At 48.6% G+C, this 14,955-nt stretch carries 13 protein-coding genes and 2 pseudogenes; 12 read left to right on the top strand and 3 right to left on the bottom strand.

Annotated features, from left to right (window positions below):
* The first annotated feature begins 14 nt into the window (after positions 1–14).
* The 11 genes and pseudogenes from DXA13_RS04955 to DXA13_RS04905 all read left to right on the top strand — a co-directional run bounded on the left by DXA13_RS04955 (position 15) and on the right by DXA13_RS04905 (position 11,230).
* Positions 15–913, top strand: a pseudogene (locus DXA13_RS04955) (dihydrodipicolinate synthase family protein).
* A gap of 174 nt (positions 914–1,087) precedes the next feature.
* On the top strand, positions 1,088–1,282 hold the full coding sequence (locus DXA13_RS04950; protein WP_118242198.1) for a hypothetical protein: 195 nt from the start codon (positions 1,088–1,090) through the stop codon (positions 1,280–1,282).
* Between the two features lie 83 nt (positions 1,283–1,365).
* Positions 1,366–2,331 carry a hydroxyacid dehydrogenase gene (locus DXA13_RS04945; protein WP_118242272.1) on the top strand — a complete coding sequence of 322 codons (966 nt, stop codon included), beginning with the start codon at positions 1,366–1,368 and terminating at the stop codon, positions 2,329–2,331.
* 47 nt (positions 2,332–2,378) lie between these two features.
* Complete coding sequence (locus DXA13_RS04940; RefSeq protein WP_118242197.1) at positions 2,379–4,340, top strand: sigma 54-interacting transcriptional regulator; 1,962 nt, start codon at positions 2,379–2,381, stop codon at positions 4,338–4,340.
* Positions 4,341–4,554: 214 nt separating this feature from the next.
* Positions 4,555–5,745 carry an enolase C-terminal domain-like protein gene (locus DXA13_RS04935; RefSeq protein ID WP_118242196.1) on the top strand — a complete coding sequence of 397 codons (1,191 nt, stop codon included), beginning with the start codon at positions 4,555–4,557 and terminating at the stop codon, positions 5,743–5,745.
* Positions 5,746–5,760: 15 nt separating this feature from the next.
* Positions 5,761–6,822, top strand: coding sequence for a tripartite tricarboxylate transporter substrate binding protein (locus DXA13_RS04930; protein WP_118242195.1), 1,062 nt, complete (start codon positions 5,761–5,763; stop codon positions 6,820–6,822).
* 22 nt (positions 6,823–6,844) lie between these two features.
* Entirely contained in the window at positions 6,845–7,327 is a 483-nt protein-coding gene (locus DXA13_RS04925) for a tripartite tricarboxylate transporter TctB family protein (RefSeq protein WP_118242194.1), read from the top strand.
* Positions 7,328–7,342: 15 nt separating this feature from the next.
* On the top strand, positions 7,343–8,836 hold the full coding sequence (locus tag DXA13_RS04920) for a tripartite tricarboxylate transporter permease (protein WP_118242193.1): 1,494 nt from the start codon (positions 7,343–7,345) through the stop codon (positions 8,834–8,836).
* Positions 8,837–8,849: 13 nt separating this feature from the next.
* Positions 8,850–9,748: pseudogene (locus DXA13_RS04915) on the top strand (dihydrodipicolinate synthase family protein).
* Between the two features lie 20 nt (positions 9,749–9,768).
* Complete coding sequence (locus DXA13_RS04910) at positions 9,769–10,059, top strand: UxaA family hydrolase (RefSeq protein ID WP_118242192.1); 291 nt, start codon at positions 9,769–9,771, stop codon at positions 10,057–10,059.
* Between the two features lie 10 nt (positions 10,060–10,069).
* Complete coding sequence (locus DXA13_RS04905) at positions 10,070–11,230, top strand: UxaA family hydrolase (protein ID WP_118242191.1); 1,161 nt, start codon at positions 10,070–10,072, stop codon at positions 11,228–11,230.
* 82 nt (positions 11,231–11,312) lie between these two features.
* Here DXA13_RS04905 and DXA13_RS04900 read toward each other — a convergent pair whose 3' ends face one another.
* The 3 genes from DXA13_RS04900 to DXA13_RS04895 all read right to left on the bottom strand — a co-directional run bounded on the left by DXA13_RS04900 (position 11,313) and on the right by DXA13_RS04895 (position 13,754).
* Entirely contained in the window at positions 11,313–12,455 is a 1,143-nt protein-coding gene (locus tag DXA13_RS04900; RefSeq protein ID WP_243008980.1) for an SLC13 family permease, read from the bottom strand.
* 29 nt (positions 12,456–12,484) lie between these two features.
* Positions 12,485–12,622, bottom strand: coding sequence for a hypothetical protein (locus tag DXA13_RS21540; RefSeq protein WP_243008979.1), 138 nt, complete (start codon positions 12,620–12,622; stop codon positions 12,485–12,487).
* 82 nt (positions 12,623–12,704) lie between these two features.
* Entirely contained in the window at positions 12,705–13,754 is a 1,050-nt protein-coding gene (locus DXA13_RS04895) for an isocitrate/isopropylmalate dehydrogenase family protein (RefSeq protein WP_118242190.1), read from the bottom strand.
* A gap of 130 nt (positions 13,755–13,884) precedes the next feature.
* Between DXA13_RS04895 and DXA13_RS04890 the strand changes: the two genes are divergently transcribed.
* Positions 13,885–14,862 carry a LysR family transcriptional regulator gene (locus DXA13_RS04890; protein WP_118242189.1) on the top strand — a complete coding sequence of 326 codons (978 nt, stop codon included), beginning with the start codon at positions 13,885–13,887 and terminating at the stop codon, positions 14,860–14,862.
* Positions 14,863–14,955 lie beyond the last annotated feature (93 nt).

Here is a 14,955-nt window from a genome sequence, read left to right as displayed (position 1 = left end):
GGGGGATAGAAAAGATGAATACAGATTTTATTAAGGGTGTGATCGTGCCGATTCTCACTCCGATCGATGAGAATGAACTGATTGATGAAGCGAAATTAAGAGCTCAGGTGGACTATGTTATTGAAGGCGGAATCCTTGGAGTCCTTGCTTTTGGAAGCAACGGTGAGTTCTATGTATCGAAGAGGATGAGATGGAGCGCGGCCTGAAGATCATGGTAGACCAGGCGGCAGGAAGGGTTCCTGTATACTTTGGAATCGGCGCAATCAGCACGAAGAAGTGCTGCCGTCTTGCAAAAATGGCAGCGGCCAACGGTGCGGCAGGTATTTCCGTGCTTCAGCCTATGTTTTTAAAGCCGACGGAGGAAGAACTGTTCGAACATTTTAAAACGATTGCAGAATCCGTCCCGGAGACACCGATGTTGTTATACAATAACCCGGGGCGCGTAGGATATACGATGTCCGGAAACCTGGTAGACCGCCTCGCTCATGAAGTTCCGAATATTGTGGGAATGAAAGATACCAGCGGTGATATCACCCAGACGGCTGAATTTATCAGAAGGACCCGCGATGTGGACTTCAAAGTATTCGGCGGAAAAGATACATTGCTTTACGCTTCCATGTGCCACGGTGCAGTTGGCGGCGTATGTACGGCAGGTAATTACATGCCTGAACTGATCGTCGCTGTTTATGACAAGTTTATGGCTGGAGACCTCAAGGGCTCTTTGGAGGAGCAGTTTAAACTGAATCCTGTCAGACTTTCCATGGATCCGGCAAGCTTCCCTGTAGCTGCAAAAGATATGGCTAACCTGAGAGGAAGAGCGATCGGGCTGCCGTATAAACCAAATCTGCCGACACCAAATGGACCGGTGCTTGACAAGATTAAAATGGAGATGCAGAAGGCAGGTTTAATCTGAATAGTTTCTAAAAATTTTAAATAACCTTATTCCTACAGGCCGGAGGCGTTTCCATCTTATGGAGATGCCTCCGGTTTGCCGTTATGGGGAGAATGTTTCGCGCTGCAAAATTATACCGCAATTATGCGTTTATATGCTATAATCCAAACAAAGCTGCTAAGGAGATATTGTGCTATGCGCGACAAAGAATATTTTAAATGGCTTCATGCCTATGTTACAAATGCGGTAGTTGTGAATTATATAAAAAGGTGTCAACGCGTTGAGAAACGCATACAAGAATACATTCTTTCGTTGAATGATATGATTTCCGAAAAAGAAATTACACAATTTTCTAAAGATGTAACGGATGAATGGTCTGCGATTGAATGAGCAATAAATTAGAGGCTTGGCGATCTATAAGACAATTTTGTCTAATTCGTTTATAAAAATAATATCAGGAGAGGACTATGCAGATGAAAAAGATATTAATACCGCAGCCGGTGGCAAGGGAAGGCGTGGATTTTCTGGAAGAAAGAGGATATGAGATCATGTATGCGGACGGCAGCAACGAAGCAGAGGTGAGAGAGGCCATAAAGGACTGTTCTGCCGTATGGCTGGGCGTTCCTGAGATTGGAAGAAAAGAGATGGAGGCGGCTCCGAAGCTGAAGATCATATCACGCCAGGGTACGGGATATAACAATGTGGATGTAAAGGCAGCAGATGAGCTGGGGATATGGGTGACAAACGCACCGGACGCTACGACGAACACGGTCGCGGAATTCATCTTGTGTGGAATGATTGCCTTGTCCAGAAAGCTGGTGCTGTGCTGCGAAAAACTGAAGGAAGGGGAATTTTTTTATAAGGAAGACCATTTGGGAGAGGATTTGTGCGGAAAGACGCTGTCCATAATCGGATATGGGAGGATCGGAAGGCTGCTTGCGAAGAAGGCCTACTATGGTCTGAATATGAAGATACTGGCTTATGGACCGCATTTGACCAAAGAGCAAACGGAGGATTATGTGACGGCTGTGGATTGGGAGACTGCGTTCAGAGAAGGGGATTTTGTTTCACTGCATATGCCGTTGAATGATAAAACGAGGCGTTCCGTAGGGAAAAAAGAATTTCGGATGATGAAACAGACGGCAAAGCTGATCAACTGCGCTAGAGGGGCGGTCGTAGCAGAGAACGAACTGATCGAAGCGCTGCGGTCGAAAGAAATCGCGGGGCTGTTTACCGACGTATATGAAGAAGAACCGGTGAGTTCGGAACACCCGTTTCTGAAAATGGAAAATGTGCTGGCTACGCCTCATATGGGCTCTTACTCGAAGGAATGCAGGGTGATTATGGCCATGCACGCGGCAGAACAGATTCATAAGGTGCTGTCAGGTGAACAGCCGGATACCCCGGTGAACTGCCCGGAAAATTCGAAAAACAGGTAAACGCAGCAAATCGAAACGGTATATGATCAGGCAGAGAAAGGTACATAATGGGAAAAATCGTATTGCTGGCTCAGGGAGAGCATATCAGGAAACAGGCAGAAAAACTGAAGAGTACGCTGAAGGACAAGGACAATCTGGAAATCCGTGTCGCCCACATGGACGTGGCTGTCGAATATGCCAGAGGCATGGATAAAAAAGAGGTGGACGTGCTGATCGCCAGGGGAGATACGGCCAGACTTATGAAACAGTCCAACCTTCCGTTTCCTGTAATCGACATCGGGATCACAGATGAAAGTATCGTGGGGAGCATTATTGCGGCTGAAGAGATCAGCGGAACGGAAAATCCTTCGATCGGAATTATCGGGCTGGAATCCTTCGTTGCCAGAGTCAGGTCTTTTTTTAACATCCTGCGTCCAAAGGTTGTCTTATATACGGCGAAAGACAGAAAGAACGTACAGGCCATGGTTGCTAAGGCGAAAGAGGACGGAATCGACGTGGTGATCGGAGGAGACTTGACATGCAGGCTGGCGAAAGCGGCAGGCATGAAATGTGTCATGACGGGTACTACGTATGAACTTGTAGAGGCAGCGTATAACAGCGCGGTGGACCTCCAGCGGTCGATAGAGGCAGAACGCAAAAAAAATGAGGAAATCAATACGATTTTCAATACGGTAACCGATGGTATCGTGAGCCTGAACGAAGACGGCGCTGTTACTACAATGAACAGGCGGGCCGAGGCCATTCTGGACAGGACTGGGGGAAAGCAGGGGGTGCTGACGATGGATACGGTCTTCGGCGCAGAGAAATCCAGACTGATCCGCGAGGTGATGGATACGGGAAGAGAAAACACAGGCATTGCCATAAGCTTTGGAAACAGAGCATACGCCATGAACGTGGTGCCGGTCCAGGTGGACGGAAAGAATAAAGGATGTGCGGTAACTCTTTCCAGCGTGCATGAGCTTCAGAAGATGGAGACAAAAATCAGAAGAGGTATGTATTTGAAGGGAAATACGGCAGATTATACCTTTGATGATATACAGGGCCGGTCTGAAAATCTGAAGGAAGCCGTCAGGCTGGCGGAGACATTCGCGCCGCTTCAGTCCAACGTCCTGATCATCGGACAGACAGGTACGGGAAAAGAAATGTTTGCCCAAAGCATACACAATGAGAGCGACAGGAAAGATGGGCCGTTTGTGGCCGTTAACTGCGGGTCAATTCCAGACAGCCTGATTGAGAGCGAACTGTTCGGATATGTGGACGGCGCGTTTACCGGAGCGAAAAAGGGTGGAAAGATGGGGCTTTTTGAACTGGCCCACAATGGCACGATTTTCCTGGATGAGATATCGGAGATGAGTCTTCAGGGGCAGGTCCGGCTTTTAAGGGTGATTCAGGAACAGCAGGTGAGGCGGGTAGGCTCTGATACGGTGATTCCGGTAAATGTCAGAATCATAGCCGCATGTAATACGAACCTGAAACAGATGGTGGCGGAACAGCGCTTCCGGAAAGACCTGTACTACAGGCTGAGCGTGCTGGTTCTCCAGCTGCCTGAGCTCAGGAGACGGCAGGGAGACGTGGGCCTGCTGGCGGAGTTTTTTATAAAGGGATATAATCAGAAGTTTTCGAAACAGGTCCGGCTTTCGGAAGAGGCAAAGGAAGCCATGGAACAGCTGGAATGGGACGGCAATATCAGACAGCTCCGCAATTTCTGCGAACGTATCAGCGCCGTCTGTCCTGACGGAGAAGCGGATGCTGATTTTATATATGAGAATTACAGAAGCAGCTACTCCTTTGACCAGCTGGATATGTCTCCGGCAGCAGAAGGGAGGAAGGACGGATCGTCCGGCAGCAGGGAACCTTTGGCCGGGAGTAAGAAAAAGGTCTCTGAGGAACAGCTGAGGGAGCTGATGAAAAAATATAAAGGCAGCCGTACAAAGGCGGCTGCAGAGCTTCAGATCAGCCGGACTACGTTATGGAAGTATCTCAAGGAATTGGGATTGGATGATAAATAGAAGAAGGCCATATGAAATTTGGAATTGTTAAGAGTGTTCAATACGTTAAATGTTCGGCGTTCAGCCTGGATTTAACGTATTGAACATTTTTTTTGAACATAATAGATAAGTTTTAAACAAAAAAGCGCTTTTTTTGCCTGTTTCGGCCGTGAGGAAAGTTGGCACAGACTTTGCTTTATATATAATCAAACAGAATAAAGGAGGAGGCATAAGGATGGCCGTAATAAGCAAAGTAGAAGTAATTGATTTTAAGTATGAGCTGAAAGATATGGGAGCGGCGGTAGAGAACGCCCATAATCACGTGGGGTATTTGAAGGGCGGAGTGCTGCCCATGTCAAAATATGCAGTTGTAATCGAATGTGAAGATGGAAGCAGAGGAGAATATGTAACGCACTGGGGAGGCACGAAGCCTGCGCTGGCGCAGACGCTGATGGTAGTGAGCGACCTGCCGGGAAAAGATTCCGATATGAGGGAAGCCCTGTTTAATGAAGCGAACAGAAGGCTTTGCCATATGGACCATATGGGTTACGGGCCGGTGGACATCGCCCTTTGGGATCTGGCCGGAAAACAGGCAGGGAAATCCATAGCGGCGATGATCGGCCAGTTCAGAAAAACAATTCCTGCATACGCCAGTACGTTTCATGGAGACCATACAGGTATGCTGGATTCTTACGAGGCATTCTGCGACTTTGCCGTCCAGTGCAGGGATATGGGATATAAAGCCTTTAAACATCACGGATGGTTTGACGGAGATGCAAAAGCGGAAGCGACTCTGATCAGAAAACTGAGAGAAGCGGTAGGAGATGAGATGGTGCTGATGTATGACGGCGCTTCCGACCTGAACAATTTCGCGGATGCCCTCTATGTAGGTAAGGCGTGTGACGATGCGGGGTTGTTCTGGTATGAAGATCCTTACAGGGATAATTCTATGTCGGCATTTGCACATAATAAACTGAGAGGCATGATAAAAACGCCCCTTCTGATCACAGAACACGTAAGGGCGCTGGAAGCGAAATGTGACTTCCTGCGCGCAGGAGGAACCGATTTCCTCCGCGCCGATCCTGAGTACGATATGGGGATCACCGGAGTGATTAAGACCGCGAGAATGGCGGAAGCCTTCGGCGTCGATGTGGAAGTACATGCATGCGGCCCGGCGCACAGACAAGTGCTTGGAGCGATCAGGAACACGAATTACTATGAGCTGGCGGAGGTAGGGCCGAAGCTCAAAAATATTATCCCGCCTTGTTACGCGGACGGCTATAAGGATGAACTGGATTCCATTGATGAAAACGGCATGATTGCGATTCCGGACGGCCCTGGTCTGGGAGTCGCCTACGACTGGGACTGGCTGGATGCCCATACGGTACAGAAATACGTGTTTGAAAACAAAAAAGGTTCAAAATAAAGGAGGAGAAATTACATGAAAAGACATTTTGGGGTTATGGCAGCAGCATTATTACTTACAGCGGCATTGACGGGATGTTCCGGACCGGCGCAGACGGAAGGCGGCGCAAAGGCGGAGGCTGGAAAAACAGAGGCGGCCAAGACGGAAGCGGAGAGAGCAGAAGAGGCAGGAGGAAGTAAGACAACCGACACTGCGTGGCCGACGAAGACGCTTCAGCTCATTTGCCCATTTGCGGCAGGAGGCGACAGCGATGCCAATGCCAGGTGGGCGGCACAGTATCTGACAAAGGAACTGGGCATCGACGTGGTAGTGGTAAACACGGATGGCAACGGAGGGGCCGTAGGGGCCAGGGCGGCAAAGGACGCGCCCAACGACGGCAGTACGGCGCTGATCTCATCCAGTGCGTTTATTACCAACGAGCTGAGCGGGGCCATTGATTTTGGACTCGACGAATTTGAATTTGCCTGTATCTGCGCGGAAAATCCGGGAAATATCATCTGTGTCAATAAGGACCTTGGAATTGCTGATTTTCAGGGGCTGATCGACTATTCAAAAGCGAATCCGGGGAAATTGAAAATGGCTTATAACACAGGCGCTACGACGCACGCGATCGCGCTGCAGATTCTCGACGCGGGCGTGGACGCCACCCTTGTGGACGCGGGCGGGTCATCCGACAGGATCGCGGCTCTTCTGGGAGGCCATGTAGACGTAATTATCAACGCTTACGGCTCGGTAAAAGACTATCTCGCATCAGGAGATTTCGTAGGGCTTGGGCTTACGGGAACTTCTAATGCTGAACATATTCCGGATTATACGTGTCTGAAAGAACAGGGCTTTAACGTGGCGTTCCCCACTTATTTCTTTATTGCATTCCCTAAGGGAACCGATCCGGAACTGCCGAAGAAGGTTTCGGCGGCTATGAAAAATATCATTGAGAATAATGAGGAGTACGCGAACGCAATCAGAGATGCCTATATGCAGTCTCCTACTTACTTTGACGGAGAAGAAGGCAGGAAGCTGTTGGATGAATCACGGGAGGAAATCGTAAAATATACGGCGCAGTTTCAAGGGAAATAAAATAATTGGGAGATGAATTTACATGCATAAAGAAAAATATAAAGATATATACGCAGGAGCGTTCATACTCATCCTGGGAGCCGCTCTTTTTGCAGCATCTTTCAGCGTACCGCGGGGGGCGGCCGTAACCATTGGTTCTGATTTTATGCCTAAAGTGACATGCGGACTTATGACAGTACTGGGATTATTCATCATGTGGAATGGAGCGCGGTCGGCCAAAACCTTTCAAGAAAATGGAACGGAGCCGGAAACAAAGCACTATAAAGCGTTGCTGGCCTCCATAGGAATGCTGTTTTTCTATATGCTTCTGCTGGTTCCGGTAGGATTTGTCATTATGACCGCGTTGTATGTTACGGCGCAGACAATGGTACTGGCTCCCAGGGAAAAACGGAACCTGGCAAAGTTTGCGGCAGTCGGAATCATCGCATCAGCGGTTATTTACTATATCTTCAGAAATGTTTTCGTATTGATGCTTCCGGCAGGAATTTTGAAGTTTTTGGGATAAGCGAGGAGGAGACATATGATTTTAGAAGGATTTGCAGCGATCGCGAACCCCGCCTGTCTGGGGCTGATCATCGCAGGCACGGTGATAGGTATTATATTCGGAGCGCTGCCGGGACTGACTTCCACAATGGCGATCGCGCTGTGCCTGCCGATCACATATACGCTTGATACAATTGAAGGTCTAAGCCTGCTTATGGGGCTCTATATCGGAGGAATTTCAGGAGGACTGATTTCGGCAATCCTGCTGAAAATCCCCGGTACTCCCTCATCCATCGCCACAACCTTTGACGGCGGTCCCATGGCGGAGAAGGGCGAGGCAGGAAGAGCCCTTGGAATCGGCGTATTCTATTCGTTCATCGGCACTATGCTGTCTGTGGCGGTGCTGATTTTCCTGGCGCCGACGATCGCGGAGTGGACGATTAAATTCGGGCCGTATGAATATTTTGCTATTGGCGTGTTTTCGCTTACCATGGTTGGCAGCCTGGTGTCCGGCTCCGTGGCTAAAGGTCTTGCCAGCTGCGCGATCGGGCTGTGTGTGGCCCAGGTAGGGGCGGCGCCTCTTACGTCGGCGCTGCGGTTTACCTTTGGAAACCATCAGCTTGACAGTGGCTTTGCACTCCTGCCGGTGCTGATCGGCCTGTTTGCGGTCACGGAAGTATTCCTGGCGGCGGAAGAGGGCATAAGCGCGGACAAGGGAAACACAAGACAGTATAAAATGAAGGGGATCGGCTTGTCCCGGAGAGAATTTAAAGAACAGCTTGGAAATATGTTCCGGTCGGCGGCAATCGGCATAGGAATCGGAATTCTGCCGGGCATCGGAGGCGGAACGTCTAATATGATTGCTTATATGGCGGCAAAGAATTCCAGCAAAGAGCCGGAAAAATTCGGCACAGGCTGTATTGACGGCATTATCGCTTCTGAAACCAGCAATAATGCATCGATCGGAGGCGCGCTGATTCCCCTCCTGACTCTTGGAATACCTGGGGATACGGCGACAGCCATGCTTTTGGGCGCGCTGATGATTAAAGGAATCTCTACGGGGCCTCTGCTGTTTAAGACAAACGGAGTGCTGGTCTACAGCATCTTTGGAGCGGTTATCGTGGCTACTGTGGCTATGCTGATCTTCGAATACCTGGGAATGAGGGCGTTTGTTAAGGTGCTGTCGGTTCCCAGATGGATTCTGCTCTCTGTTGTAATCGCATTATGCTGCGTGGGGGCATACGGAACCAATAGCAGAATGTTCGATGTGTGGACGGTGCTGTTTTTTGGCCTGATTGGCTATGGGCTGAAAAAATTCGGTTTCTCCCTGTCTCCTATGCTTCTGGGATTTATTTTGGAGACTACCATTGAAACGAATCTGATGAGAGGAATGCAGTATTCCCAGGGGGATTTTCTGCCGTTTATTACGAGCCCCATAGCAGCTGTATTCTGGCTCATAACAATTGTTTCGGTTACACTGACCGTAAAAAAAGAAAAGAAAAGAGCCGGGCTGAAAAAAGCCGCGGCATGATGCGGAGGCTGGCATGAACATTGATTTTATTAAGGGAATTATCGTTCCGATACTGACCCCTATCGATGAAAACGAGAACATAGACGAGAAAAAGCTGAGGATGATGGTGGACCACGTGATCGGCGGGGGCGTCCATGGAATTCTGGCGTATGGCAGCAACGGGGAGTTCTACGGCGTGGAAGAAAAGGAGATGGAAAGAGGTCTGAAGATCATCGTAGATCAGGCCGACAGACGCGTCCCCGTATACATGGGAATCGGCAGTATACGACGAAACAGGCAGTCCGTCTTGCGCGGATGGCCAGGGCGATGGGAGCGGACGGGATTTCGGTGCTACAGCCCATGTTTATTAAACCAAATGATGACGAGCTGTATGATCATTTTATGACGATCGCAGGCGCAGTGCCTGATTTCCCGGTGCTTCTTTACAACAACCCGGCCAGAACGGGATATAATATCAGCGTTTCTCTGGCTATGCGTCTTTGTGACGAATGTGAAAATATTGTGGGAATCAAAGATTCCAGCGGTGATATGACCATGACATCGGAGTTTATCCGTCAGGCGCGGGGGAGGAAATTTAAGGTCTTAGGCGGTAAGGATTCTCTGATTTATGGGGCGATGGCATATGGAGCGGACGGCTGTGTGGCTACTACGGCGAATATGTTTCCTGAACTTGTCGTGTCCATTTATGATAAATGCTGCTCAGGAGATTATAAGGGAGCGCTGGAAGAACAGTACCGGCTGACTCCGATCCGGCTGCAGATGGATAAGGCCAGTTTCCCTGTGGGAACAAAGGATATGGCTGACCTGATGGGATTAAATCCCGGTGAACCTTACCGGCCGAACAGGAGCAGTGAAGGTATGGTTGTGGAGAATATGAGATCTGCTATCCGGCTGGCCGGGTATGATATTTAGACTGGATGGAGAGGTAGATTATGACGGTCACGGGATTGATTATCAATCAGGATAAGGATACGGCGGCGGTTGTCGCTGAAGAGGTGAAAAAAGGAGATGTGGTTCTTTGCAGGAGAGGCAGTGAAATCCTGGAAATCCCTGCGTTGGAGGATATTCCCGCCTATCACAAGATCAGTCTGAGGGACATGAAAAAGGGCGAGTCCGTGATCAAGTACGGGGAAGCGATCGGAAGGCTTTTGGAAGACGTAGGCTGCGGCGGCTATATTCATATACATAATCTGGGCCGTATGGAGGAAAGGGAGAAAGGATGAAGCTGACAGGATGGGATTGACGGGATATAAAAGAAGCGACGGAAAAGTGGGGATCAGAAATAAAGTGCTGATTCTGCCTACATGTGCCTGCTCCTCCGAAACATGCAAAAAAGTAGCGGATATGGTGGAAGGCGCGGTAAGCTTTACGAACCAGAACGGCTGCTCCCAGACAAACAGGGATGTGCAGTATACGATCGATACCCTGGTGGGATTTGCCGCGAATCCAAACGTTTTTGGGACGATTCTGGTAGGACTTGGATGTGAAGTGTGTTCTGCTGCCAGGATTGGGGAATTAATCAGACAGAGGACGAACAAGCCGCTGGCAGAATTCGTCATTCAGGAAGACGGAGGAACTGCAGGAACGATTGAAAAAGCTTCCAGAGCTGCTCTTTTAATGGCAGAGGAAGCGAGTCGTGTAAATAGGGAGCCGGTGGAGTGGTCGGATATTATTCTGGGCACGGAATGCGGCGGAACGGACGCTACTTCCGGTATTGGGGCGAATCCTGTGATTGGGGCTGCCGGAGACTTGCTGGTGAAGGCGGGCGGGACGGTCATTCTGAGTGAAACTCCTGAATTTATCGGGGCGGAACATCTTCTGGCGGCCAGGGCCGCGACGCCTGAAATATCAGAGAAAATCCTATCGATTGTCAGGGAGTGGGAGAATTACATGAAAGTGCTGAAGACGGACCTGAGAGAGTCTAATCCATCTCCCGGCAATATCAAAGGCGGCGTTTCTTCTTTGGAAGAAAAGTCTCTTGGATGTATCTATAAGGGCGGAACAACCACAGTTCAGGACGTGATAGGCTATGGGAAAGAAATCTCAGCAAAAGGACTTGTGATTATGGATACGCCGGGCAACGATACGGCTTCCCTTTGCGCCATGGCCGCGGGAGGCGCCTGCGTTTCGGTCTTTTCTACGGGCCGGGGAACTCCTGTGGGAAATCCGGTTATGCCGGTAATCAAGATTACGGGAAACAGGGGAACGTATAAAAAGATGGAATGCAACATGGATTTTGACGCCAGTCCGGTTATCATGGGAGAGAGGACGGCGGATGAGATGGGCAGACAGCTGTTTCGGATGATAGAAGAAACCGTGAATGGAAAAAAGACAAAAGCTGAAATTTTAGGTATGAACGAAGTGGCGATTGCCCGATACTGTAATTTTACATAAAAAGAAAGCGCCGAATGATTCCCATCGCGGCGCTTTCTTTTTTTCTTCTTAGATGAATTTAAGATATTTAAGAATTAAAATGTTAGAATTTAATCACTCCGATCAAGGTAGACAGCACCAGGCATATAAGGCTCAGGGGCCACAGAAGCCGGAAGGAATACCTGATATGTGTGCCGATATCCACATCTGCAAGGCCAAGCCCTACATACACGGCAGCAACGCCCGGGCTGATTGCAGTGCCAAAGGTTGCGGTAACAAGAAACGTTGCGGCGACGGACTGAGGCGTGAGTCCATAAGGCGCTACTACACCGAGCACAATTGGAAGCAAAACGTAATAAAATGCGTCGGTAGAGAGCATCATAATCAGCGGTACGGATAAAATTGCCAGAATCCAGTGAGTGTGAGGCGCCAGAGCGGCCGGGATCAGATGGATCAGCCAAGTTGCCATGGCGTCGATGAAACCACCGTCTTTCATGATTCCGAGGAAAATACCGACTGCGAAGAGGGTCATGGTCATAACCATGGCCTGTGCCGCATAGGATTTGATTCGCTTCGACTGCTCTTTGGCGTTAGGAAAGTTCAGGAGCAGAGCGACTGCACTTCCGAGCATGAAGCAGGCGTATGTGGGCAGTACTTCTGTAAACAGGGTTACGAGGATGAAAACGGTGAGAACGGCGTTCAGGAAATACATCGTCTTTGAAACAGCAAGTTTCTCATTTTCGGGGTTTGGCATACTGCCGGAAACGGTTTCCTGGGGAACCGTTACAGAAACCGCTCCGGCGCCGTTGCGGATTTCGATTCTGGAAACAATATATGCAAGGGCAACAGCCAGTACTAAAATAATGGCCAGAGACGGAACGATATAGCGGTAAAGGCTGCCGACTTCCATTTCTATAACGGAAGCGGCGCGCATGGTGGGGCCGCCCCATGGCAGGAGATTATTGACTGCGTAAGTGCCGCACATGGTGCAGAGCAGAGCTTCCGGACGGATATTAATCCGCTTGCAGACGGGCAGAAAAGCCGGGACTACAATCAGGAAGGTAGTGGCTCCGGAACCGTCCAGATGAGCGATGAATGTAGCGCCCGTGACACATAAAAGGACAAGAAAAACGTTGTTTTTTCCCCTGCGGGTAAGGGCGTTTATCATGGGATCAAAAAGCCCGATGTCAGACATAATGCTGAAAAAAGTTATTGAAAATGTAAACAGCACGGCTGTGCTGAGCATGGATTTAAGTCCGCTGTTAATAAATTCACCTATCTGTCGGCGCCGAATCCTGCGCAGATCGCTGCGATTACAGGAAGAACGATGAACGCAGTGATAGGGGTCATTTTCCCGCGGATTAAAACGTACATAAGAATTGCAATTAATAGAAATCCAATCACTACAAGCATAAAGCACCCTCCATTCGTACATGCTGCATATAGTTTTAAGTATCAGTAAAATAAGGATTAGAAATAAGTAAGGTCAGAGCGTTTATCCGGCGTTATTTTTTTTAACCAGCTTTGCAACGGCTTCGGCGAACTCCATGGTGGAAGCTGTACCTCCAAGGTCGCGGGTCAGAATACGGCCCTCAGAGAGAACGGTTCTGACGCTGTTTTCTATGAGATCCGCCTGTCTGGGAGCACCGATGTGACGAAGCATCATGGCGCCTGAAAGAATCAGAGAGGTGGGATTGGCAATTCCCAGCCCGGCGATATCGGGAGCAGACCCATGAGCTGCTTCAAAAACGGCTTTATCATGACCGATATTGGCCCCTGCACCCAGTCCCAGGCTGCCTGAAAGGCCGGCGCACAGATCGGAAAGGATGTCGCCATACTGGTTTGTCGTTACGATCACATCAAACATTTCAGGCTTCTTTAAAAGATAATAAGTAGTTGCATCGACAAAATAGTCGTCCGATTCGATATCAGGATATTGAGCGGCCACATCGCGGAAACATTCCAGGAAAAATCCGTCGGTAATGCTGATTGCGTTCGCCTTATGGACACAGGTTACTTTTTTGCGGTTGTTTTTACGGGCATATTGGAAGCTGTAATGAGCCAGCCGCTCCGTGGCTTTGCGCGTCACCAGATTTGTACATTCTGCAGCCACATTATCGATTCTGTGCTCGATCGCGCTGTATACACCTTCTGTTAACTCTCTCATGATGATTACGTCCATATGTTCGTGGGTCCCCGATATGTTCGGAATTCCGCGGGAAGGCCGCTGACATACGAAAAGTTCCAGTTCTCTGCGGATTGCATTATTAAAGGATGGGTAGATGTGTTCGCTTTCGTCTTCATGAATGCAAGTGACCCGGCCTTTCCCCTTTTCTACGGTAATGGGACCTTTTATTGCAATTTTTACGTCCTTCAACATCTGAATGGACTCGCTGGGAACAGGGTGGCCGTATTTTTCTATGGCTTCCTCCGCAATTGGAATATTCATCCATTCAATATCAAGACCACAGGCGTCGATTACGTGCAGCGTGGCCTGTACAATTTCAGGCCCAATGCCATTTCCTTTTAAAACACCAATTTTCATGTTATCCTCCTTGAAAAGTCTGAAATTTATTGTACCATTATCATTGCATATTTTCTGAAAAAACAGAAATGCCGTTTAAACATCAGTAACCATACGAAATTATTATAATCAATCGGACGGGGATTATGGTATGATTATTTATAAAGAGAATGACACAACATGCAGAGCGGCTATGCAAAAGCACAGAGGAGGAATCGGATTGATAAAACAGGGGGACTGGGATCTTATATGCACGCTGTATGAATGCAGGAGTATAACAAAAACTTCGGAGCTGCTTTTTATTACGCAGCCGGCGCTGACGAGAAGGATACATCAGCTGGAAGAGGAACTGGGGATCACGATTGTTTTAAGAAATGCAAAAGGCGTGGAATTTACTCCTCAGGGTGAGCTGGTCGTTCAGTATGCAAAGGAAATGAAGGAAAAATTTACAGAGCTGACCAGTATGCTTGCGATGTCTCAAAAGCAGGTGGCAGGTACGCTGCGGATTGCAGCTTCGTATTCGCTGACGGAATATCTCCTTCCCACCCTTTTGAGAGAGTATAAAGAAAAATATCCTCTGATCAATTTTGACGTATCTTCTAATTTGAGCAGGCATGTGACCAGGCTTGTATTGGAGAGGAAGGCGCAGGTTGGGTTTATAAGAGGAGAACATGACTGGCCTTATGAAAAGTATTTTATAGGTATGGATCAGGCCCAGATCGTCTATACAAGGCCGTTTTCGCTGGACGAGCTTCCCGGCCTGCCGAGAATTGATTTTTATGCGGACCAGACGGCAAATGCGATTATCGACCGCTGGTGGTTTGAAAATTTTAACCGGCCGCCCTACGTGGCAATGACAGTCAAAACCGGAAATACCTGCTATGAAATGGTAAAAAACGGACTTGGATATGGGATTTTTCTCAGTTCGGATTTTATTGCAGATAAGACGGATTTGTACAAAATTCCCATGGTATATAAAAGCGGAGAACCCGTTTTGCGAAAACATTATATGATTTACCGGCCGGATATGCAGCAGATCGGAACGATTCATTCGTTCCTGGAATTTGCGATGGAATGCTTCAACGGAGAAAAATATTATATCGAACGAATAAAAAGGACGAAAAACTAGCTCGAAAAGCTGGCTGCGCTTCTGAAGAATCTTCAGCCATAAGTTTTTTTCATGCCGGCCGATAATAAAAAGGCATTTCCCTATATTTAAAAG

The sequence above is a fragment of the Clostridium sp. AM58-1XD genome (genome assembly GCF_003464085.1).
Taxonomy (GTDB): Bacteria; Bacillota; Clostridia; order Lachnospirales; family Lachnospiraceae; genus Lachnoclostridium_A.
This window is presented reverse-complemented; position numbering and strand designations above follow the sequence as displayed.

What these genes read in the sequence shown, in the direction of transcription:
- DXA13_RS04905 (WP_118242191.1), top strand. Translation starts at nt 10,070, where the DNA reads ATGGGATTGACGGGATATAAAAGAAGCGACGGAAAAGTGGGGATCAGA.
- DXA13_RS21540 (WP_243008979.1), bottom strand. Translation starts at nt 12,622, where the DNA reads ATGCTTGTAGTGATTGGATTTCTATTAATTGCAATTCTTATGTACGTT.
- DXA13_RS04900 (WP_243008980.1), bottom strand. Translation starts at nt 12,455, where the DNA reads ATGCTCAGCACAGCCGTGCTGTTTACATTTTCAATAACTTTTTTCAGC.
- DXA13_RS04935 (WP_118242196.1), top strand. Translation starts at nt 4,555, where the DNA reads ATGGCCGTAATAAGCAAAGTAGAAGTAATTGATTTTAAGTATGAGCTG.
- DXA13_RS04920 (WP_118242193.1), top strand. Translation starts at nt 7,343, where the DNA reads ATGATTTTAGAAGGATTTGCAGCGATCGCGAACCCCGCCTGTCTGGGG.
- DXA13_RS04925 (WP_118242194.1), top strand. Translation starts at nt 6,845, where the DNA reads ATGCATAAAGAAAAATATAAAGATATATACGCAGGAGCGTTCATACTC.
- DXA13_RS04940 (WP_118242197.1), top strand. Translation starts at nt 2,379, where the DNA reads ATGGGAAAAATCGTATTGCTGGCTCAGGGAGAGCATATCAGGAAACAG.
- DXA13_RS04930 (WP_118242195.1), top strand. Translation starts at nt 5,761, where the DNA reads ATGAAAAGACATTTTGGGGTTATGGCAGCAGCATTATTACTTACAGCG.
- DXA13_RS04910 (WP_118242192.1), top strand. Translation starts at nt 9,769, where the DNA reads ATGACGGTCACGGGATTGATTATCAATCAGGATAAGGATACGGCGGCG.
- DXA13_RS04950 (WP_118242198.1), top strand. Translation starts at nt 1,088, where the DNA reads ATGCGCGACAAAGAATATTTTAAATGGCTTCATGCCTATGTTACAAAT.
- DXA13_RS04945 (WP_118242272.1), top strand. Translation starts at nt 1,366, where the DNA reads ATGAAAAAGATATTAATACCGCAGCCGGTGGCAAGGGAAGGCGTGGAT.
- DXA13_RS04895 (WP_118242190.1), bottom strand. Translation starts at nt 13,754, where the DNA reads ATGAAAATTGGTGTTTTAAAAGGAAATGGCATTGGGCCTGAAATTGTA.
- DXA13_RS04890 (WP_118242189.1), top strand. Translation starts at nt 13,885, where the DNA reads ATGATTATTTATAAAGAGAATGACACAACATGCAGAGCGGCTATGCAA.